Here is a 23091-nt window from a genome sequence, read left to right on the forward strand (position 1 = left end):
GATGCTTCATTTTAAAAAGTAAGATCTAATCCCGCCATATAAGCCGCCATGATGGGGGTGCCTCTGTTGGCATAATAAGAAGATGGCCAGTAGCTTTCCGGATCAATACCATGGCTGTTCTTAAACCAGTGGAAAGGATTTTGTACCTGTAGTGTGAACTTCGCGGATTGTATTTTTTTCGCGGAGGACAGCAGGGAAGCAAAATCATACGATAAGGAAATATCTCTTACTTTGATATAGTCTGCTTTTATTACATTCTGATCAGCGGCAAACCAGGTTTGTTGGTAGTAGATTCCTCCATTGCCTTTAAGGTCAGGTGCAGGCGCCATCCCGGGAATTTTTTCGTCTCCCGGTTTGCGCCAGAAGTTCCTCACCCGGTTGTCAACATTGGTAGTGAAAATACCGGAAGTGATCAAGGGTACTGCATCACGTGTCACATGGCCACCATTGGCGATAATCATGATATTCAGTGTGAGTTGTTTCCAGGAGAAGGTGTTGGTAAAGCCGGCAGTATATTTAGGACGTACTGTGCCACTGTATTCCAGCGCATTGATATCCGTCATGTTCGATACAATGGTGCCGCCCTGGTCATAGTTTTTTACCACTTTACCGGCAGCATCATATAGCAGCAGGGAGCCATTGGTTGGATCTAAACCGGCAGAGCGGAAACTAAACATCGCATCTGAAGGATAACCGATTCTGTTTACACCATAAACGGAGGTCATACCAATAATGGTGGGATCTTTGGTGTTGATTTCCGTCATCTTGTTTTTATTCAGGCTGAATGTCAGGTGGCTGGTCCAGTTGAACTGCTTATGCTGAATATTCTGCGTGTGTAACGCCACTTCAATCCCTTTGTTAACGAGGCTGCCATAGTTAATCAGCGCAGAACGAAATGCATTGGTAGGGTCCGTGGACTTATCTCCCAACAGGTCAGTGCTTTTGCGGACATAATAATCGATGGAGCCGGAAATACGTTGTTGGAACAGTCCGAAGTCTACACCTATATTGGTGATCGCTGTTTTTTCCCATCTCAGCGATTTGTTGGGAGGATAGATAATTTCTGCCCCCATGGTTTGGGCTTCTGATACAAACGTGGATTTCGCTTGTAGGTAAGGGCCTACGTTACGGGCCACGTTACCACTTAAGCCGTAGGTGGAGCGGATGGTCAGGCTGCTTAACCAGGAAATGGATTTCATGAATGCTTCTTCTGATATTCTCCAGCTGGCGCCAACAGACCAGAGCGGCAGATAGCGGTAGCGTGGATCAGTACCAAAGAGATTGGAATTATCAACGCGGACGCTTCCTGTCAGATTGTATTTCTCATTGTAGGTATATCCCGCATTGCCATAGGCAGAAATATACCGGTCTTCCGGGTTGGTGAAATAATTTCTGCCATTGTAATCATAATAGAAAACACTTCCCACAGCTTCGGTGCCTTTCAGGCTACCCAGCAAGTTCTCATTGATAGGGAGAAACTGGAGGTTGTTGTCGTTGTATCCCGCTCTGAACAACCCTGTTCCGTCTGAGGTAACCACTCTTCTTTCGGCGCCGGCCAATGCGGAAATATGATGACGGGTACTGAAGTTGCGATCAAAGTTAAGCTGGGCGCGGGCGGTATAGGATCTGTTATTCCCTCTGAATTCCTGTATCTGACCGCCATCAGGAATATTTTTAACGATGCTGTCGCCGAAAATTTGGGTAGCGTCATTAATCATATGTTTGGCGTCATAGGAGTTGGGGCCGTAATAGGTCCTGGTATAGGTACTACCCCGTTCGGTCTGGTATTTCAGATCGAGGCTAAGACCTTTAATAATTTTCACGGTAAATCCTCCCTGCAACCGGAAGTAACTGGAGTTACCGCGGGAATCTGATCTATCCAGCTCATCTAATGGATTGTAGGTTTCATCGAGCAGGCCTTCCTGTTTGAGCCTGTTTATTTCGCTGGGTGATTTCAGGTAATTCCAGGGAGAAGAGCTGCCATCGGGATTCCGCATCAGTTCGTACGGCATGCTGTTATAAAAGTTGCCTGGAGGTCGCATTTGATTTACAGCATTGGAGGTGTTGGTAAACACACCAGCTTCCGCATCCAGCCATTTAAACACTTTTACTTTTTCCTTTAAACTGATGTTAACCGCCTCTGAGGTATTTCTAAGTCCATAACCTTTGTCGCCGGTATAGTTCATTGTTACCTGGTACTGGTGCAGGTCATTACCGCCACCGGCAGAAAAAGCATGTCGCTGCTGGAAATAGTTGCGGGTGTATAAGTTCGTCAACTGGCTTTGTCCATCAGATTCTCTTAACCTGTTGAGGGTCGCATCCAGTTGTGCTTTGGTGATTTCCTGCTGTTCGTATTGGTATAAGGCTTCTACTGCTTTAGGTTGTGCATTTCTCATCATTTGGTCGTCCATAGAAGGGTGCCACTTGTTAAACAGCTCCTGCTGCAGGTCTACCATTTGCGGAGAGTTCAACAGGTGCATAGCGCCAAAGCTTGGTTTAGGCTGCAGGTAGAGTGTACTGGAGAAAGCTACTGTTGGTTTTCGCTTGCCACCATAGCGGGTAGTAATAGAAATAACACCATTGGCCGCGCGGGTACCATAGATGGAAGCGGCGGCCGCATCTTTCATTACCGTTACATTGGTTACATCGGCAGGATTAATGAGATTCAGGTCGCCTTCGTATGGAAAACCATCTACTACGTATAGGGGTGTCCGGTTGCCGTAGAGTGTGGATATACCACGGATCGTCACAGTACCGTTTTGCATCACCATACCCGGTACCATGCCTTCCAGCCGGTCGAGGATACTGGTTTCCATCCTGGCGCCCAGTGCTTTTTCTGTGACAACGCCAAAGGAGCCTGTTGCCCTTTCCTTAGGAATCAACTGATAGCCGGTGTTGGCGATAACATTTAATTCGGAGAGGGTAGCCGGCATGCCCTGCAGTATGATATTGCCTGTGGTGCCATTTTTTAGCATGGCGGCGGTGATGTGCAGTTCTTTGGTCTTAAACCCAATGTAACTGATACGGATCACATTACCTGCATTGGCGGTAATGGTGAAGTTGCCCTCAGTATTAGTGACTACCGCCTGAGAGGTACCGATCACTGTTACCGTAGCACCTGGGAGTGGTATGCCGATACTATCCGTGACATGGCCGGTTACCGGCGATTCTGACACCGCTTCACTCATGGCATCGGTCTCCCGTTTAGCCGATAGCATAATGGTGTTGCCGGCTATTTTGTAATTAAATGGTTGGTCTTTGACCAGCAGGTCGAGAAAGGTTAATAAGGGCAAATCCCGAACATTCACACTGACGGCATTGGCCTGTTTTAATACATCTGATTTCCCCCAGACTACAAAACCAGTTTGCTTTTTAATGGTGGCAAATAATTTTTCCATTGACACGTCCTTCCCTGAAAAGGTGATGGATTGTGAATAGGTACTGGCTGAAAGATGTAGACAGATGGCAAGAAGAAGGATGGTTGTTAGTTTCATAATCCGGAGGATTTTGGTCGGGAGCCGGCATGGCATATCCCCACCGCTCCAGGAAGCAATTTTTTGCATAGATTTGCAGCGTTTGGTTGTTTAAAAATGGTGGTCGCGAAACCCTGTTTACTAGTCAGCCGAACAATCCTTTGAGTGATCAAAGGCAACCGGAAGTGTTAGTCGCACTCCCGGTTTTTTATTGTGGTTGACCCGTTGTGTTCATCTTTTTTAATTCACAGTATATGTTGGATTAAGGCATTACCACCAGTCGCCGGCCTTCTTCCAGCCGGAAATGTACTTCGGCGCTTTCCAGGCCCGACAACACATCCGACAGCTTTAAAGACCTGCTCATTTCTCCGAAGAAGCGTACATCGGGCACATGGCCTTCATATATTACCTCCAGGTTATACCAGCGTTCCAGCTGTCGCATCATTTCTCTTAGTCCTACGCCCTCGAAATTAAACAGCCCATTTTTCCATGCGATCGCTTGTTCTATGTTGGCATCAGGTGCTATGGTGAGCTGCTGATCTTCCCAGCGGGCCTGCTGCCCCGGTTTTAATATTACCGGGGGCAGTATGGCATGCGGCAGGGATACGCGGACAGATCCTGTGATCAACGTAGTGGCAATGCTTTCTTCATTCGTATAGGCGCTCACGTTAAATCCGGTTCCTAATACGGCTATCTCCAGTTGTTTGCGTACCAGCACCTTAAAAGGCTGTGTAGCTTTTGCTGCCACCTCGAAATAAGCTTCCCCGCTAAGGTCTACCTGTCTTTCTTTACCGGTAAAGGCCACCGGGAACTGCAATACACTGCCCGCATTCAGCCATACCTGTGTACCATCCGGCAATACCACATGAAACTGTTTGYCTTTAGGCGTAGTAATGGTATTGTAGGCTACCGCGTTGTTGGCGGCGCCTCCCGGCGTATATTGGAGACCGTTATCTTTCAGCATTACGCGGGTGTTGCCCTGTGTAGTGATCACACCTTTGCCGGCGCTGTCAAGTACCACCTGGGAACCGTCTGCCAGTGTGAGTATGGCCCCGTTGTTGCCGGGCGCCACATCCGGCTGATGGGGAACCGTTACCAATGCAGGTGGCTGCGGCCGCTGATAGTGTTGCAGCAGGTAGGCCGCTGTTCCCAGCAGCAGTACTACTGCCGCCGCCCAGCCCCACCTGTGGAGGAAAGGCAACCGGTGCACCGGTGTTGTTGCCGGATCAGCCGGCAGCTTGTCGGCCGCCAAAATCCGGTCTGCCACCGACATCCAGTGGTCGTGCTGATAGTCGGTCGTCGCTTCCGAGGCGAGTAGCTGCGCTACTTCCTCCATCGTAGTCCCATTGTCCTGCTCCATCAGCGCGGTAAGCTCGGTGAGCTCTTCCGGCGTGGCGGTATGGGCGACTAACCGCTCCAGTAAATATTGTAGTCGGGTGTGTTGTTCCATTTAATGTGTGGTGAATACAGGTAAACGAAGTCCTTTATCTCCCCCTCTCTATTATCAGACAATTGAGCGGAAAGATGGTACCGAAAAAAAATAAACTTTTTTTAAATTAATACAGGACGTCAATGAAAAGGGCCAGTAGGAGGGGATATCCGGACTTTTGAAGAAACTGCCGGATACTCTTTAATGCCATCACCAGCAGATTTTTGACGGTGCTCACCGCCAGATTCATATGGGTGGCTATTTCGGAAATGGAGAGGCCTTGTTCGCGGCTCAGGCGATAAATCTGTTGCTGTTTTTCCGGCAACTGCGCTACGGCTTTGTTGACCAGCTGCAGCAGCTGTTGAAAATCGATAGGGTCTTCCACACCCTCGTGTTCAGGTGCTACCACGGCCATTACTTTGTCGCGCACCGTTTGCCGCCGTACATAATTCACTGACAGAAAAAAACAGATTTTTTTAATCCAGGCCGCCGGATGCATCACATCTGCCAGCTGATCACGTGTAATCCATACCTTTAAAAAAGTGTCCTGCACCAGATCATCTGCCACCGCCACAGATCCCGTTATCCGCGTGGCCATCGCCAGTAGTTGTGGTGTATGTACCTCCAGAAGGCGTCTGAAGGCCGCTTCGTCGCCGTTGGCTACACGGTAATACAAGTCGGCAGCATCAATAGAAGGACCGTCGCTCAATTAAAAGATGTTTTTATAAAACAGCAAGTGTCGGTTAAAAATAGCATTCACATCTGACAATGTAAGCAAACAAGATATAAAATAATCAGCAGAATGTATAAAGGGGAAAGTAAAAGTGCTACAGCATCTGTCAACAATGTAATTGTAGCAAATGATCAGCGCGCGGATTTTGTACACAGACAAAATCCGCGCTGATCACCTGCAATGATAGTTTTCTACTATTTCAAACTAAACCGTAATACGATAAATGCCTGGTCAATAGGCGCCGCCATATTTTGTATACGCAGCTGCCAGTTTTTGATCGCATCTGTTGGCGCATCCAGCGTGCCGCTTTTTAAAGAGCCAATAGGCGGACTGTCCACCAATGAAGTGCCATTAATAGAAAACAGGGCAGTTTGATCACTGGTGGCAAGGAATACATCCGTCACTTTCATTTGCAGCGACGTATAGGCCGCATAGTAGGGCAGAAAGTTGATGAGTTTTCCCAGGTCCATGATATGATCACCCTGCGCATCTTTGGTGGTCATGGCCTTATGCCATTCTGTGGGGAGATCATGTTTCAGGTCTGCAAATACAAATAAGCCTTCTTCTTTTGCCAGATCATCTGTTTTTTTGATGAAGTTGCTGACACTCTTTGCTGCGGCCAGTTTAAGACGATCGCCTCCATCGGTGGCGGTATAACGGATCGCAATAATAATATCAGAGATGGTGTTATAATCAAATTGCCGGAAGGCTGGTAACTCAAACCGCCATTTACTGATGACACCGGCTCCTTCAAAAGGAAGGTAACGTTCATCTTTAAAATTCAACTCAAACATACCGCTGTCGTTCTGCCCGGAACTGGCGGTGATAGCTGTTATGGGCGCCAGGAATTTGATAAAGCGGTCATCATCTTCATCGGTTTTTTCCGGATAGTTACTGGCTGTTGCTAATGCGGAGTTGCGGCAGGTATGGTCCAGTAAGCGCAGGGTAGCGTTTAATCCGGTGTAAGGACCGGCAATACACGGAACGGATAGGGACACTGTTTTGATCCTGCGTTTGTAATGTCCGGGATAGTCCATATCAAAAATATATTCAGGAATGGAAAACTCACAGGCGCCGGTTTCTTTCAGCGCCAGTAATGCCAACGGATTCAACTGCCGGATGGAGACATGCTTGGTGATCTCATAATCATATCCGCGGTTTTCCTGATAGGCTGCCTCCAGTTGTTTCAGGCCGACATACAATTGTTCGCCGGCCAGCAAACCATCGTGGCTGGTATCCCAGCAGCCGCTCTGGATAAAGCTGGTAGCCGTAAGGCCTCGTTCAAAGCGATAGGTTTTTTCCGCTTTCTGCGCCAGGTCATAGGCTACATTGTATACCTGCCGGTACATGGTTTTCAGTTTTCCTCTCATCCAGGTATATAGTGCACTGTTGGTATATTTATTTTTCAGGAAGTCTTCTACTTCCTGTGCGTTATCAATTTGTTGCTGTTGATTCACCAGGTCCTGGTTAGCCATGGCTATTCTTATTTGTTGCGTGGCAATCTGTTTGTCTATTTGCTTAATCTCATAACCTGCTGCATTGGCCTGCATTACACGGTCTTCCAGGGCACGTTTAAATACACCTTTTTTGGCTGCACTGGCAGATTGGTAAGACATGTAGTTGGCGGTCATCAGCAGGGCTTTAGACATGGTTTGCGCCGCCTGTCCCAGATTAGTGCCACCAAAGCTGGTGCCTACGCCTACACCGAAAGGTTCTGCAGAACCGGTAATCATAGGAATGGCAAACAGTATCCCTGCGATCACCTCCGGTGTGGCGGCTGCCAGCTGGAAGCCCGCTGCCAGCGCTGCCAGGTTCATGTCTTCCTGTTCGTATGCAATTAATTTTAATCCGCTGTCGTCAATGGGTGTTTCAATGGCATTGGCAATTTCTKAATAGTCGGTATCGATATCGGGTACCTTGCTGGCATCTTCCCCAATCAGCTGCAGGAAGTATTGCATACGGTATACGGGAGATTTACGGTTTTGCTGTAAACCTTCCAATGCCGATTGCGCTTCTTCTACTTGCTTTTTCCTGATTTCCATCTGCAGTTGTTGCGTCACATTTTCGTGTTTCGCGCGAATCAGTGCCAGGGCTTCATTATCGTCTTTTTCTATAGCAGACAAGATAGCGGCGCCCATTGATTTAAGTTCATTACAGAGCTCCAGCGCTTTTTGCAGCAGATAATAAAACCGATAATTCGGCATCGCAGCATTCAGGTCGTTCAACACCGCATCTATGCTGAGTCCCTGAGCAGCGGCATTTACCAACAATGCAGGATCTATGGGCGGTTGGAAGAGTGGCAGCAAGCGGAATACGCCCTCAATATTTTCAGAATGCCGGATCTTAAAAAGGCGGTCATCCAGGGTATCCCAATAACCCATGAGTGTTGGGTTGTTGGGGATACAGAAATAAAGCGTGGAGGCGAACCCAAAAATATTGGCGTATTCAATTTCTTTTTGTGCATTGACAACGCCAGGAGCTATCAGCTGATTACTGAATGGTGCCACCAGTTCCAGTTCCACGATGGCGTTGCCGAAGGCATCCCATTTGTTCAGGAGCGACTTATATGTTTGCGGTTCCACTTTTCCGCGTGTAGGAATAAACATGGGCCGTTGGCCCAGTATATGATAGGCCAGGATGTACAGCTGTGTAGCCTGGTTAATACTTTCAATACTATCCTGCCGGAATAAATAATCTCCCCAGGCCACCAGGTTATCAATATATTTCATCACCACCCACTTCATATAAGCTACCGGCCTGTTACGGGCTACCACATGTGGCATGAAGGGGTTGTTACGCCATTCTGTGATATCTTCTCCGGCTGCTGTATTGGCCTGGAGTTGATTGAATATTTTGTCGAGCGTATTTTTGGTATCTATCTCCTTAAAAGGTGCAAACTGCCAGAACCGGGTATCATTGGTACCTGTAGCCATCGGATTGAATACATAATGATACCATTTCATGGCTTCTTCAAATTGTTGTCCATCACTCAGCGCATTGGCCAGCATCATGGGTGCGTGGAAAAATAATTCCCAGTTGTACAGTGAATAAGGCCGTTTTAACTCATGATACGTAATGGACTGTTGCTGCGAGTAAGCACCAAAGGCATCGCCTTTATTAGCAATGCTGGTCAGGTTATACCGGAAAAAGCTGGCAATATCCGGTAAGTTGATTTGTCCCAGTAGCGTGCTGCTGTCGGGATAATTGAAAGTATCGGTGCCTGGTAAGCCGCTGGAGGTTTCCTGCTGATCCGGGGCATCAAAGTAAATGGATGTATTAATACGCTTTTGATTGGCTGCGGCAATTTGCCAGGAAAACAGATTCCCATTTGACTGGTTGAAAAAGTCGATAGGAATCGGCTCTGTGGTAATCGGAGAGGCATTGCTGATCACATTGCCATTAAAGCTGAAGGCTGCCCGGAAAGTGCCGTCACTGTCGTATTTATCGTCTACATTGATGAGTACATGATCGCTGTATACCACCGGCACAAATTTGAAGTATTCGATGTCCTGTAGTAAGCTGATGGGAGCGGAGTTAAAGAAGTCTGCGCCTATTTGTTTTTGTGTCCACTTACCATTCTGGTATTCACTCCAGCCCATTTTTATTTCGTAGTAGTCAACGGGTTTGTTGTCGTTGGAGCTAGTTTTGGCGAGATCATTGAAAGTAGTGCTACCATTTTCAGCGGGCTTGGTTTTTCTTACCATTTGAGGGAAGAAAACCAACAGCCGGTTGTTCCATACCACCGGCACCAGGTAGCAGCCATTGGTATTATGGGTGCGGGTCAGCAGGCCTACGAATATGCCCGTGAAATTGTTCTGGTCCCACGTGGTTTGCACGATGATACCTACCGCCACACCGTCGAGTGCCGGAACATAGATACTGATTTTGCCCAGATCAGTAATGTTTTGCAAATGGCCTTTCCAGGTCCAGTTACCGCCAAAAAAGTCAGGCGTATTGGGGAGGTAATTTTTAATACTGCAATCAGTCAGGGAAATGTGCGTGCTGGGCGACACAAACTTATGGGTACCTGAAATGATCATCACAATTTCCTTGTCTGTAATATCATAACTGGGCACGTCCAGTTGCATTTTTTCCCAGGGATACCAGTTGCTCTCTACCAGGTCGAGATAACGATAGTAGAAGAAGAAAGGCGTATTCCGCGTGCGGGAGAATACATGTAGTTTGGCGCCAGCGCTCCATTGGTTACCATTGGAAGTGCCATCAATATAAAATCCTACTACTTCCATATTCGATATCTCATGTACTTTGTAGAGGTAGGATTTCAAGGCATCAAGGACATTTTGTTTATTGATATCTTTCTGTAACAGTTCACTTTCCAGTTCTGAAAAGAAAGCGCTCTTATCATCACGGAGGTTACTATCAATCCAGTTTTCGGGATACAAGAATACTTTGCGGTTGGCTTCCCATAAACGGTAGCGCTGCATCCAGTCCCAGCGGTCCCGGTCCAGGACGTCATTGGCGATGCCTGATTTGTCTGCTTCCAATCCAAGGAAACAGCGTTGTATAAATAACTGCACAGAAGAAATGGCCTGTACAATGCGGGAGGTTTCCATGACGGCATCCATCTGCACATCGATGAGAAAATATTCAAAGAGGCCGTTGGCATCTGTTACTCCCCAGTTTTGTATTTTTTCATCTACCAGCAGATAGCCGGTGAGTGCATCTCTTTGATCATTCCTGAGCTGATCGTTGGCCGGTTTAATCACCTGTTCCCAGTCGCTTTGTTTATACCGCGCATGAATGGCTTTGTCGATGCTGCCGGCAATGGTATGACAGGTAGGGAAGTCGGCGCCGGGTTGCGCCCAGTCAAATAACAGGTTCGCATCCATGCCTATTTTGCCGGTTACACTCACCGCTTGTTGTAGTGTGAGCAGATTGATTTCATTTTTGAAATAAGCAGAATCATTCCAATTAAAATGTGCCGGTGCTATTAATTCGGTAATAGTGGTCGCATCCCAGTTGGTGAGTGCCGCAATTTTGGGTACCAGCTGGGTATTGTCGATATTAGGGCTGCCGGTCCATTGCAGGAATTCGGTAATGTTGGTACCGGTTTGCGGAAGGGAGTTGCGCAGCCGGGTATACGCTTCCAGCCGAAGCCATTGCGCCATATCCGGTGCGTTAAAGTCCACCCCGAAATCAGCGGGATGTTGGAAGATATAGTTCACTTCGTCGACACTAAGATTAAATCCGTTGACCAGCATGGCCGCTTTGACCAGTAGTGTAAAAGCAGTGGTGGTACTGTTGCTGGCGAAATCCGGTAGCAATACAGCGGATGGGATAGCCGTAGGCAGGGAAGTAGCTGTTTTCCAGCTTAAATCTTTTAATGAGCTTTCCAGGTCATTTACGTGAAATGGATATACTTTTCCGGCCAGCAATTGTGTGGGTACCGACCACCATTCATTGGTAGGATCGGCCTGTTGAATAAAAGGAAGGGTGGTGTTACCCAGTTGAATAACGGGCGACTGAACAGTGCTGCCATTTTGTACAATAAAGGTAACCACGGTGTCCGCAGCCGGTATCAGAAAGCCATTCCAGCCGGTAGCTGCCGGGGCACTGCTGTTTTTTATGCTTTCAAATACGCTGTATACCGACAATGGTGTTGGAATAGCAGGTACCTGTAAAATAGTAGATGCCAGTAAGTCTGTTACTGGCAGGTCCATACCCGTTTGATCCGATAAACGGCTGATGATAAACGGATGATATAGTTGTTGGCGCAGGTAAGGCAGGAATACCTGCAGGAAGGCCAAACGCTTCACGGGTGCGGTGTTGGGGTCAGGCTGCCCAAGGGTCATCTGATTGGCGGTAACAACAACATCTCCCTGCAGCAATACATTTTTTATGGAATCGCATACTCCTGCCAGCAGGAGTTTAAATTGTTTGTCTTGTTGTTTAGCGATGCGATCCAGTGCGGGCGCCCATCCTGCGTCATTGCTCAGTGCATTGTATGCAGTGATTTCTCCGGCTGTGAAAACACCTGTTACCTGGATACGACCGTTGACCCAGTCGTAAATGAGTTTGGTACGTAGTGATATCAGGTCTGGTGAAGGAGGGCTAGCGATGGTATCATTTTTACTATCCAGCCCATCTCTAACCGGGTTGAGTTGTATAGGCGCGTTTGTAGTGAATAGGTTGGCGCCATTGAGTATGCCCATGATCAGCGTTACAGAGGCCTGATCGTATAATAAACTTGTTTTGGCTTTTACCAGGTCATTGGATGCCTGGTTTTGCAGATCCGCTAATTGATCATCCGGACTGGCGGTAGGATCTGCGGGGACCAGATCCGGATTGGAGGTGTCAATGCCATTCAGTCCATCAAAGATGCTCTTGGCTAGTTGCAGGATGGTGATCAGTGTAGGAGTGAATGGCTTTTTAGTATTATCTATTCCCTGCAACACATAGTTGAGTTGCCGGTAGTCAAATCCGGCGTCGTCCATTTTTGTCCAGGATTGTATGAAATTCAGGGTGGTATCTGCATTGGTAAATGGATCACCAAATAGTGGCTGTGCGGCAAGGAAATCAGGCATGTGCAGGCCCAATACTTTTGTCAGCAACGCATAGCGATAAATGAACGATACACTATCCAGCGTTAGATTCACCAAAGTGGGTTGCTGCGCGAGCAACGCATTGATATCGTTCGCCAGCAGGTTGAAGGCCGACATCAGCACCGGTAAATGAGCGGTAATAGCAGTAGTAGCGGTGAGATAATTGCCGTCGCTGTCCGGCTGGAAAACGGTGTCTTCTCCGGTAATATTATGTGTAAGTAATAAACGTGCATAGAGAGAGGGATCTCCGGTGGTACTGATATCGGTCCAGAAGGTGAGTAGCTTCAATAGTTCCAGCCCGGTCAGGTCCAGCAGCTTTTTCACGGCTACCAGTTGATGAAGAAGGTATGGGTTGATGTTATAGTGCAGGAGTACCTGCAGCTGTTTGTTTTCGCAGTGGCAGTCGCCAACAGCTTTAGGCTGACATGGAGGGGTCTTCACTATCACTCCCGGCATGGCAGACAAGCTCATAATGGCTTTATCTGTTTCGTCGATGCTCCAACCCAGCTTTTGCCACAGGCGGATAAACCGGTGAAAACGATCGTATTCCACGGCGGTAAGCGGAGTGCCGTCTAAATGGATGATCTCTGTTTTAGAGATATCACAGGTATCTGTAAAATCGGTCCTGGTAAATTGGTTGTTCCGGAAATAGCCGATGGTCTTGTTATTCAGGACTACCGTCCCGGTTAACTTTTTAAAGGCGTCATTATAAGATTGATATTCTCCTTCAAACGTAATGATACCTGTTTTACAATCTATGCTGGCTATGCGGATATCCTGTTTTCTCGTGACCCGGTATAGCACACAATCTTTTATCTCAAATTGCAGGTCCTCCGACATGTTGGCGTTGGCGATATTGTTGTCGGATCGTTGGAAAACGACGGTGCCATCGATACAATGGCAGCCATCGTCCAGCACAATGATTTTGCCCACTTGTTTGAAAGAGCAGATCAGCCAGTGTTCCAGTTCCCGGTCCTCAATGGGTTTGATTGTCACGGATGGTTCGCAGGGATTGGGTACTGGTTTTCTGAAATGCAGTCCTTTTGCTGCTGCCCACTTTTCAGGATGTTGAATAGCCGTCAGCTGTTCAGCAAGGGTGAGTGTCATCAGGTAACGATAGCTGAAGGGGAGACTTTCCATGATGGTGAGGGCGCGGCCTGTTGGCATACAAAAGTTCAGATACTGTGTTTTCAGTAAGGTCACCAGGTCGGCGTATTGAATGCCGGTACGGGGAAGTAACTGCCGTTGAACAAATTGTAGCCCTATTTTGGTGGAGGCGTCGTTGCTGAGCATATCCGCCGTGTTGGCGGCCGTTGTTTTGGAAGGATCATCATATCCAAAGTAGTCGCAGGTAGGCTTTACCTGGATGGCGTCCTGATAGGCGGTAACGGAGTTCGGATGATTGCATTGCAGGTCCCACTGTGCTTTGCTGACAAATGCTTCTTTGGTCAGTATAATATATTCTTCCTGTGTGATATGAAGAAACTCTGCGTCAGTGGCGCGTTGGAGGTATTCGTTGTGGAACCCGTCCAGTTGAATGTTCCGGGGACTTGCAGGATCAGGGTCCGGGCTGGTGACGTCTGCATCGTTGTTTAATGGATTGGGCGTGGCGGTGGCATTGATTTGCCGGGGCGAACGGAAGGTATCCATCAGTTCATAGCGGCTTGTTTGCAGAAACTCCAGGTACTTCCGGATCACATCAATGGGTTGATGATAGGGAAGGATAAAAGGATAGACAGCCTTTGACAGAATCGTGTAGGCATTATAGTTAGTATGCTGTGGTTGGGCCAGCAATTCGCTGCTGGTTTCGTTACTAACGTTGAATGCTTTTAGTTTTTTGGGATCATTGTATATCACGTATTGTTCCATCACCTCATTCACAAGATCTACGTAAGGCAGTATGGTATTGGTATTGGCGCAGGTGAGTTCCAGACAGCCGAGATCCGGGCGGCGATTGAATAGTTTTTGCAGGGGAGTACCGGAAATGTCGGTAGGGTCACTTTTTATTTTGATGGAGTTATCGGCGCCGCCTTCTTTCTCGCTTAAATTATTATTCCGCAGGTATTGCAGGAGTTCTACAAAGTAGGCTGATGCGCTATATACGGAGGTGCATTCACCACATTCGCAGAAATCGGCATCGGCAAAAAGGGCGTTCCAGTCCAGGGGGCTTACGGGCGCTGTTTTGGTGGTGGCGCCTTGTATAGATTGATCAATCAGGGCTACGCCGGTGCCACGAAGGGTTTCCACGGCAGACATCATGGCTTGCTCGTTGGTAACACGTCGTGTCATGGCCGTTTCATGAATCTGTGCAGCGGTATTTTCATCCAGGCCGTTGGCGGTCATCATACTGGTGAACTGTTGTTTCGGCATATCACTGATGCGCTGGCCGGTGGTAAAGTTGGCCGACAGCAATGCTGGTACGGCCTCGGGAGCAGGGCTTACCCGTACTATTCTTTGTAGTGATTTTAAATCCTTGCTTACCATGTCCTGGGTTTCGGGAGAGATGTTGCTAAACACATTTTCCTTATTCAGCAGGTCATAAACAGGATGTTGCCGAATGTTAAAGTCCGGGTGTTGTGTGAGCAGGTTCGCTATAGCAGCGCCGGATGGCGTATTTAAAAGTGGTACCTGCGGATCTTTCACCATATTCACTACTACCGCGGTAGGCTCTTCCTGAAAAAGCCGGGTATGTAGTGTTTGGGCATAAGCCGCTTTCGTGCTTCCTGCGGGTACGGCGTCGTCTGGTATGTTTTGAGCGAGGGCGGCTCCACTGAATTGCAACGCAATATCCCGGAGGCCATTGGTGGTGGTGTCTTTTTGAAAACGTTCTACTACCTGGGCATTGTTATCTGACCAATGGGCCAGTGCAGCAGTGAACTGGAGTTTGCTCACCAATGCGGGTGAAAAGGCTTTGTTAGCTGATGCGACCGCAATGGCAGCGCCGGCGTCTCCATCATGGGATGACAGCAAGGTGGTAAATGGTTCCAGCAATGCGGGGTCATTGCTGAAATCAGCATGGAAAAGGGGCGTCGAAACTTTTTTTGGGGCTATCATAAAATAAAAAGTTTTAGTGTTTGTTGTTTATAACGGTTACTCACACACGTAGTAGAGTTGACTGGGTACCTCTGAGCAAAAATCTTTTTTCGGTTTGGAAGCATCAGGGCCTTTTACGTTGATACCTCTTTCCTGTAGCACGCCTTTCATGAATTGGGCTTCTGCTGAATTGACCGTTTTCATAAGCGGCGTTTTGGACTTGAGTAAACTGGAGATGAGCCCTGGCAATCCAAGCAGTGCACCGCCAAGGGTTTGTCCTATAGAGATGGCGTCTCCCAGCATTTTAGGTCCGGAAATACCGTTGTCATATCGTTTCCAGGGCGATTTGGTAAACAACGACACTAATAAGCCCACAATAGCGCCGATGATAGCGCCTACGATGGTGCCTATGGTGCCGCCTATCATGCCAAGGATCGGGAATATACCGCCTACGTTGATGACAAAGAAGATGTCGTCGTATTTGTTTTCCGCCTTTTGTAAGCCGTCATACACATTCCGCCATTCCTTTTCAGAGAGCTTTCCTTTTTTCGAGTGTCCTCTGCTAATTACCCCTTTGTCCTGCATCAGTTCCATGGCTTTTTCGTTGTCTCTGACTACTGCCATAAAATCCTCGAAGCTTTTGCCGCGTACCGCCAGATCCGCTTCCGGATACATGAGGTGCCCCAGTCTGGGGCCCAGCAACACTTCTGATGAATGATAGTGTGCATCCTGGATGGGGTGTAATAGATCTTCACCGGCATCTTCCAGGCTGGGGGATTCAGCGTTTTTGAATTTGTTATAAAAGTGTTTGACTTTCTCTTCTCTGCTGGCGTTGTACAAAGCATGTTTTTCTACATTTACCTCTTCACTGTAGTCGGTGGAAAAACTGTTTTCAGTGGCATCCAGCCGGTTGATCCGGTCGGATACATTGGAGGCGCGGCCAATATCAATGGCTTCTTCATCGCCTACATATTGCGAGGCGATGAGGGTAGTGAGGTATTGGTGAATAGCAATATCGGCCCGGCCATTGACATCTGAGCGGGTCACCGCATTGTTACGGGCATACCGGTATACATTCAGGCCGGCGCCGGTGCCGATAGGGTCTGCATTGCACCATCGTCCCAGCCAGGGGATGTAATAGCGGGCGGTATGATATTCCAGTCCGGTTTCTTCATCGCGCTCACGGCTGGTATAACGATAGCGTTTAGCCGCTGCGGTTATAGCTGCGTTGTTTGCCTGATAGGCCGTGGTACCAAAAGGATGATACTCTTCATAGTTGATGATGCGTGCCTGGTCATCCAGTTCCAGCGAAACGCTGTCGAGGTGATTATCCAGCTGATACCGGACGGTACGGCCTGCCGGCGCCTGCTGCAGGCTTCCGCCTACCACAACAGCTTGCGCAGTTTCAGTATCTACCATGGCGATACGGGTTTTATCATCCATCAGGTGAAGGGTTTCCCTCACCAGCCCGTTGTCATGTTGGTATACTTCGTAGCTGCCCAGGTACAGGCGCTCGTCTTTTTTCACCGGTGCGTTACCGTTAGTAGCGGCATATTCGGTTACTTTCCGGATTCTTTGGCCGGAGCTGTCATATACATAGTACGTGGTTTCAGGAGTGCCATTGTTTACCACCTGTTGCGAGGTGGCTTGTATTTCTTCTTTAAAGTTCCATTGCATCAGGGGCAGGTGTGGCATACTGGTCATGAATCCATGTTGTGCATGGTGGGGGTATACCCAGGTTTGCTGGCCAATGGACGTGCTTTTTATCCGGTTGTTGTGATCTTCATAAAGATAGTTTCTGGTCCATGAGCCGGCGCCGGCACTGTGGAGCATTTGCTGCATATTGCCGGCAGCGTCGTATTGGTAACGCTGACTGTAATTGCGCAGGGCGTTGTTGCTGGTATCCGCCTGCCGGTTAATGAAGGGCGCGTCATTCCAGTTGTCCGTTTGGCCAAATGTGACCACCGTATCGCCTTCCCTGCCGGTGGCGTAAATGAGACGGTACAACGCATCGTAAGTATATTCACTGGCGGCCTGCACTTGGATATTTTTGAAGAAGATATCCGGTAGGGCGGGGTCATCTACCTGTAATACATTACCAGTAGGATCATATACATAATGTAAATTTTGCAGGGGCATGGCGCCGCCATTACTGCTAACAATACCGGCTAAACGAAATGTAAGCGGATCATATTGGTATTTGGTGACCACATCATTACCATAACGAATACTGTTGCGTTGTCCTTTTTCATTATAGGTAATACTTTTTACAAACGGGCTATCCTGGCCATTTTCCGTAAGGGTAACCGTTGTCAGTAATCCGGCCGCATTAAATCCGGGAGTAGTGATGTTGTTGTCCGGCGTAGTCTGCCGGATCATGCGGTTGAGGGCATCATAAGCAGTATAGGTAACGAAGGTATAGTCGGGCGTATTGTTGAGCAGTTGATCCGGCTGGGCGATATTCCAATTGGGAATACTTTTGTAATCCAGTGTGAATATCCGTGTACTTTCGAGCAGGTTACCTTTACAATCGAAGCTGCCGGAGATGACTTTCCCGGCGTTGTCGTATAGATATTCCGGCTGCCCGATGTGGTTCATTGCCTGCGCCGCTTGCCGCGCCGCGGGGCTCATCCCGGGGCTATCTCCGTAGATCACCCGTTCATATAACGTAGATGGGTACACGACGTTGTCGCCTCCCAGTACGGTTTTACCGATGGGACGGTGCAGCGCGTCATAACTAAACGATAATTCGTGAAAACGTTCATCCCATATTTTTACCGGCTTATTCATAACATCCGGTAGCGTCCAGCGCTGACCAGTGTCTATGCTGATTTGCCGGATGCGTTGCCCGGATATATTGTAGTGCCAGGTCATCACGGTATTGCCGCGGGGATCTGTTACAGACAGCGTATTTCCGGTAATATCCATGGTGGTATATCGGAAGTATTTTTCCTCTTTTATTTGTTGAGAAGGATCTTCCCAGCGATTATGCTCTATKGTCAGTATCGTTCTGCCCAGGGTATCTGTGATGGCACAGGAAGGGGTGTTGTAATGGATGGCCGATTTTACCGCAGCAATTTTTTCGGGATCATTGGCATTGGGAAGTGCTATGCGCGTGGCGTACCAGTCGCTGTCTTTTACAGTATCGTTTACATCATAAGTGCATTGCTTCCAGGCATCAAACGCCACTTTATTAAACGTCCCATTGGGCAACGTAGTCAATGTATTTCTGCCGGGAGCATCATAGTAAAGGGTCGGGGATACACCTTTCATCACCCAGGCGGGATCATTTTCATAAGCCGGGGTGGTGGAAAAATAAGGTTCATACTGATGGATCGGATTGCCTTTATTATTCCGTACGGTGCGCCCGGTGCCCACCCAGCGTAATTGGCTGCCGGTGTCGATGGTACTGTTGTCGGGGAGTGTTACCGGGCCGGCTTCAGCGGGTACTTTCTTCATGGCTATCTGGCCAAATCCATCCGCATATTCAAAACTAATCTGCAAAGGACTATTGGGATTCACAGCGGCATGTTGTTCCCGCTTTATACAGGCCGCTACGGCTGGCTGGCGACTGAAATCATATACAATTCTTACACTGGCATTTTGCAGTAATGGCTGTGCCGAGGCACGCAATTGCGTATAATCACAAACGTTAGGTGCTGTCGTATTGGCCAGTGTAAAAAATGCGGTAATATTTGCCTGCTCCGTTATTCCGGTATAGTCGGTAATACCGGTTAAATTGTCCGCTTCCACTCCTTGTAAGGGATCATTACCTGCCTTCCCTTCAATGGCGCTTGCCTTTACCAGCCCAAGTTCATCAGTGATCACCGAAGTAATATTTAGATTGGGGTCCAGCATGCGCAAGGGGGACAAGGTGCGGTAGCTGAAATCGAGCACCCGGGTTTCATTGTCATGTGCATCGCGGAGGCGTTGCAGGTATAAATAATCGGCATCATAAAATACGGTAGATATACTTTGCAGTGGATCGGTATAACTCACGGGGCTAAAAAACCGATGTTTAATATCATCAATCGTTTCGCCTGTTGCCGCATATTGTATGGTACCAGATGGTATCCACCAGTTGCCGGCAAAGGCTGCAAACCCACTTTGTTGTAGGTCGGCAGCGCCTACTGTAAAAGGTTGCGAGTAGGCGCTGGGTACAAAAAGACCGGATAACAGCGAAGGGGTGTAAGAAAGCTGATAGCTTTCATAAGGAATGCAGCGTTCTTCCATATCACCGTCCGCGAGTGATTGGGTAAGACTGGCATCGTAGAAGTTGGTTTTGGTGTGTGCTGTCAGGCGCTTTTGCGGCGACAAATTATTGGCCGTTTGTTGATAGTCAATTTCCGGGATACTATTAAACAGACCTTTAAAATCGCTGATCGTGTATATCGTATTACCTGCTGCCGGGGTAAATCCAGTGAATTCATAAGTTTGCGTTTGCCAGTTTTTTCTCAGGTAGTAATTATCGGGAGCAAGTATATCTTTCGTAAAATCCTGTCGCGTAAAGGAGATCCATTGTTTTTGCTGTGCTGCAATTCCTTGTAGCTTGGCTGCTGTGGTGGCGGGTGTATCTGTGGCATCGGGCTGTAACAGCGGCTCGGGTTGTAGCCTGGAATATACCACTGCTACAGATTCCAGCACGTTTCCCAAATCATCTGTATCCAGTGTAAGGGTATGGGCGATGCGAGGATCGGCGGCCTGGCGTTCATACAGGTAGTTAATCGATTCATTTTGTCTGACGAGGAATGCTGCGTATAAGTTGTCATTATTTACCTGTAGCAATTCAATGGCGCAGTTATGTGTGGCCACGGAATAAGGAATTTGTTCCGTTTCCTGAGCTGCTGCAATGAAGGCGAGGAAATCGGGATCATTGTCTGCATAGTTTTTGGCGGCTTTTTCATCCGCAATTTTTTGTGCGGCATCGAGTCCGGATATTTCCTGGCGGAGCACCATACCTTTACAGGCGCGTAGGGCTTCCCGCCACGTTACCGCGTTGAGTTGATCCATCGGAAATCCGCTGAGCTGGGGATTCGGTATTAACACGGCATCGGGCAATGCATATTCTGTGGCGGTAGTATGATAGCCATTGTTATTAAAAAGCACAGGCCAATATTCCTGACTGAATTGCGTGAGCAGGCGTTCCCTGTTGATGAAAGCGCCCGTGTGATACCAGGTTTTGGTCAGTACAGGCGCCTGGTGATGTACTACTGCGATGGCGTCAAATACATCAAAGTCTTCGGCATCAGTTTGTTCTACCCGGCCAAATCCGCGAAACTCTCTTTCTGCATGATCATAATATCCATGGTGATAGGTATACTGTGTTGTATACCGCGTATTGGTAACGGCTTCGGTAACGATGGTTTGTGCAATCACCTGTACCGGGAAGGGTAGCTTGGTGATCCAGGGAGTGCCATTTTTTTTATCCGCCAGATAATAGGAGGTAGAACTTTTATATACCAGGGTAGTTTCTTTTCCCATACCGTTACTATGCCGGCACATGATATGAGGTTTGATGCCCCCCATTAAATCAATGTAACGCATCGGTGCGTCGCGGTAGGCGGGTAGTTCGGAAGACCATACAAGACAGGCCGTTCCGTTGCCGGTTAAATCGGTAACTGTAATTTTATTGGGTTGTTCAGTGGGTAAGAAAGGTTGAATGGTGGTGGCATCGCTCCAGCTGTTGCCACTAAGGTTCAGGTAAGCATTGAACTCATTTTTGCCGAGATAAATAAGATCGGTGGCGCCGGTACCACTGATATCTGCCAATACCAGCCACGAAGGATTAAAGAGTTCTGGTGTATCAAACAAAGGGGCATTGTCCATGGTGATTTTGGCGCTAAAGCGGCCGTATCCCATGTTGGCCCAATAACATATTTCCCCGTTGCGGATGCGTACCAGGTCGGTGAGTCCATCGCCCGACATATCAGCGAGAAAAATGCGTTGTGTGGGGTCCGAGAAGAGAATAGCGGCGCCTGATTCCTCCTCATAGGGCTTGGGCGCCAGCTGTCCTTTACGATAGCCGGTTTTACCTTCACTTTCCCAATACCAGAAAGCGCCCAGGTCCGAGAACAGGATGTCTGGTTGCCCATCTCCGTTGATATCGAGCAAGCGTATATTAGGATCATGGAGGTCGAGGTGCAGGGTTTGCAGGAAGGCACGGAAGGGTTGCCAGTGGCCGTCGTCGCCTAATTCAAAATAGCCTTGTACGGCGGCGGAGTTGACAACGATTTGTTTTTGTCCGTTTGCCTCCAGGTCCTGTAGTTGCAGCGTGGCATTGCTCAGCCCTGTGAAGTTGGGTTTGGGCATCACGGGGTGGGCATGTTCAAAGCACAGATCTCCATTTTCGTCGGTGCCATTATTTGATTTGTAGAACCATCCGCCGGCCTGCTCGGAGAGTATGCCGTTGATGCCTTCGTTGTATAAGTCTACCCATTGATAGTTGCCAGTAATGCCCGTAGGCGCATGTACCAGGCTGTCGGGAGGTACCGCTTTCACCGTGGTATCCCAGCGAAGCCATTGATAGTCGAATGTAAGTGGGGGCAAGGCCTGGGAGGTATAGCTGTTTTGTTGCCAGATATATCCTTTCTGCGTAATGGCGGCGAGATAGGTAAGTGAAGTAGGTTGATCACTTTGCATATCGGCTGGTACATAAGTAAAGTCGAGTGATTTCACCAGTGTAGGCATGCCGCCGTTTAAGGCCGCAAAAGTATGAAACAGTAACACCCGCTGGCATAGCCGGTAGGTACGTAGTTCAAAGCCGGCGCGATAGCTGGAGAATGGATCTTTGCGCACAGTCCAGTTGCCGGTATCGCCGGGTTGGGGACGTAGTAAATCATGTTCTCCATAATCAAACAGCAGTTGAAAAAAATGTGCGGGATCTGCCGGTGGCGTTACTTCATACGTAGCAGTGGGATAGTAGGGTGTTTGGTTACCGTATTGAATGCTTTTAAGGTATTTGTTGGTAAAAGGCTGGAGGTGATTAAACCTGTTTTGCTCCGGCAGGTCTTGCGCTACACTGGTAAGATCTTCTGCCTTATACGTATACCAGATGCAGGAGCCTTTGTCGTCGAAGCTGCACTCCGGCAGCCATTTAAAAGTCAGGGAATCGTTGTCCGGGTGCGTGACGCGGCATTCCGGGCTATACCCAAAAAAAGTGACTATATTTTGCGCGGTGGTGACGCGCCAGTAATATCCTTTATCTGCATGAAAGATGCGTTCTATCCTGGAAAATCCGCTTTCTATTCTGGGGCGGTATTGCCGGATGGTAAAGCTACCGATGGTTTCCTGTTGTACCTGCCATTGATTATTTTTCCAATACATCAGTGGTACCAGTTCTTCTAAACCGGTGAACATAAAAAGATCTTCCGTGGCCATGGCGTCCGTATCATTGGTATCCAGGTAACGCGGAATTTTTTTGTCGGTACTGCGTTGAATGGCTGGCAAGGCTATTTCCCAACCAATACCAAACAGGTTGTTACCGGCGCCGGAGTTATAGGAAAGTGATAGCTGTGGTTGGAATCCATTTCTGGCGGGTGTGCAGGGGAGTGGAATACTAAAAGAAGCCGTTCCATTTGCCGCATTGACCTGAAATTTTTCATCGATACCCTTCAACGCACCTCCGCCGGAAGGTAGTGATATCCGGGGTATCTGCAGTGCGGGAGAGGGAGTCCCTGCCGGGCCGGACGCAGAAAATGAGCTATTCATTTCCTCACGGGCCATATCATAATGATTCATAAGGTTCGAATACTTTTGGGGTGGGGTGTCTGGATTATTTGGGGGATCAAAAGCTAAATGCCTCGCAGGTGTTTCATCTATTCATGATAAATATAAGAAAAACCGGACTAATTTGAGCAGAAA

The 23091-nt window shown here is 48.2% G+C and carries 5 protein-coding genes; all 5 read right to left on the reverse strand.

Annotation, left to right across the window (positions count from 1 at the left end; translation table 11 throughout):
• Window positions 1-11 precede the first annotated feature (11 nt).
• Complete coding sequence (locus AC1DFM_RS21950) at window positions 12-3494, reverse strand: SusC/RagA family TonB-linked outer membrane protein (protein WP_477078903.1); 3483 nt, start codon at window positions 3492-3494, stop codon at window positions 12-14.
• Between the two features lie 241 nt (window positions 3495-3735).
• Window positions 3736-4923 carry a FecR family protein gene (locus AC1DFM_RS21955; protein WP_477078904.1) on the reverse strand — a complete coding sequence of 396 codons (1188 nt, stop codon included), beginning with the start codon at window positions 4921-4923 and terminating at the stop codon, window positions 3736-3738.
• 106 nt (window positions 4924-5029) lie between these two features.
• Window positions 5030-5611 (reverse strand): RNA polymerase sigma factor, encoded by a 582-nt coding sequence (locus AC1DFM_RS21960; protein WP_477078905.1) that lies wholly within the window; start codon window positions 5609-5611, stop codon window positions 5030-5032.
• A 218-nt stretch (window positions 5612-5829) separates the two neighbouring features.
• Window positions 5830-15252: a Tc toxin subunit A-related protein gene (locus tag AC1DFM_RS21965; RefSeq protein ID WP_477078906.1), complete on the reverse strand. Its 9423-nt coding sequence runs from the start codon at window positions 15250-15252 to the stop codon at window positions 5830-5832.
• A gap of 36 nt (window positions 15253-15288) precedes the next feature.
• Window positions 15289-22968: a SpvB/TcaC N-terminal domain-containing protein gene (locus AC1DFM_RS21970; RefSeq protein ID WP_477078907.1), complete on the reverse strand. Its 7680-nt coding sequence runs from the start codon at window positions 22966-22968 to the stop codon at window positions 15289-15291.
• Window positions 22969-23091 lie beyond the last annotated feature (123 nt).

The organism is Chitinophaga sp. 05T412 (assembly GCF_056396465.1).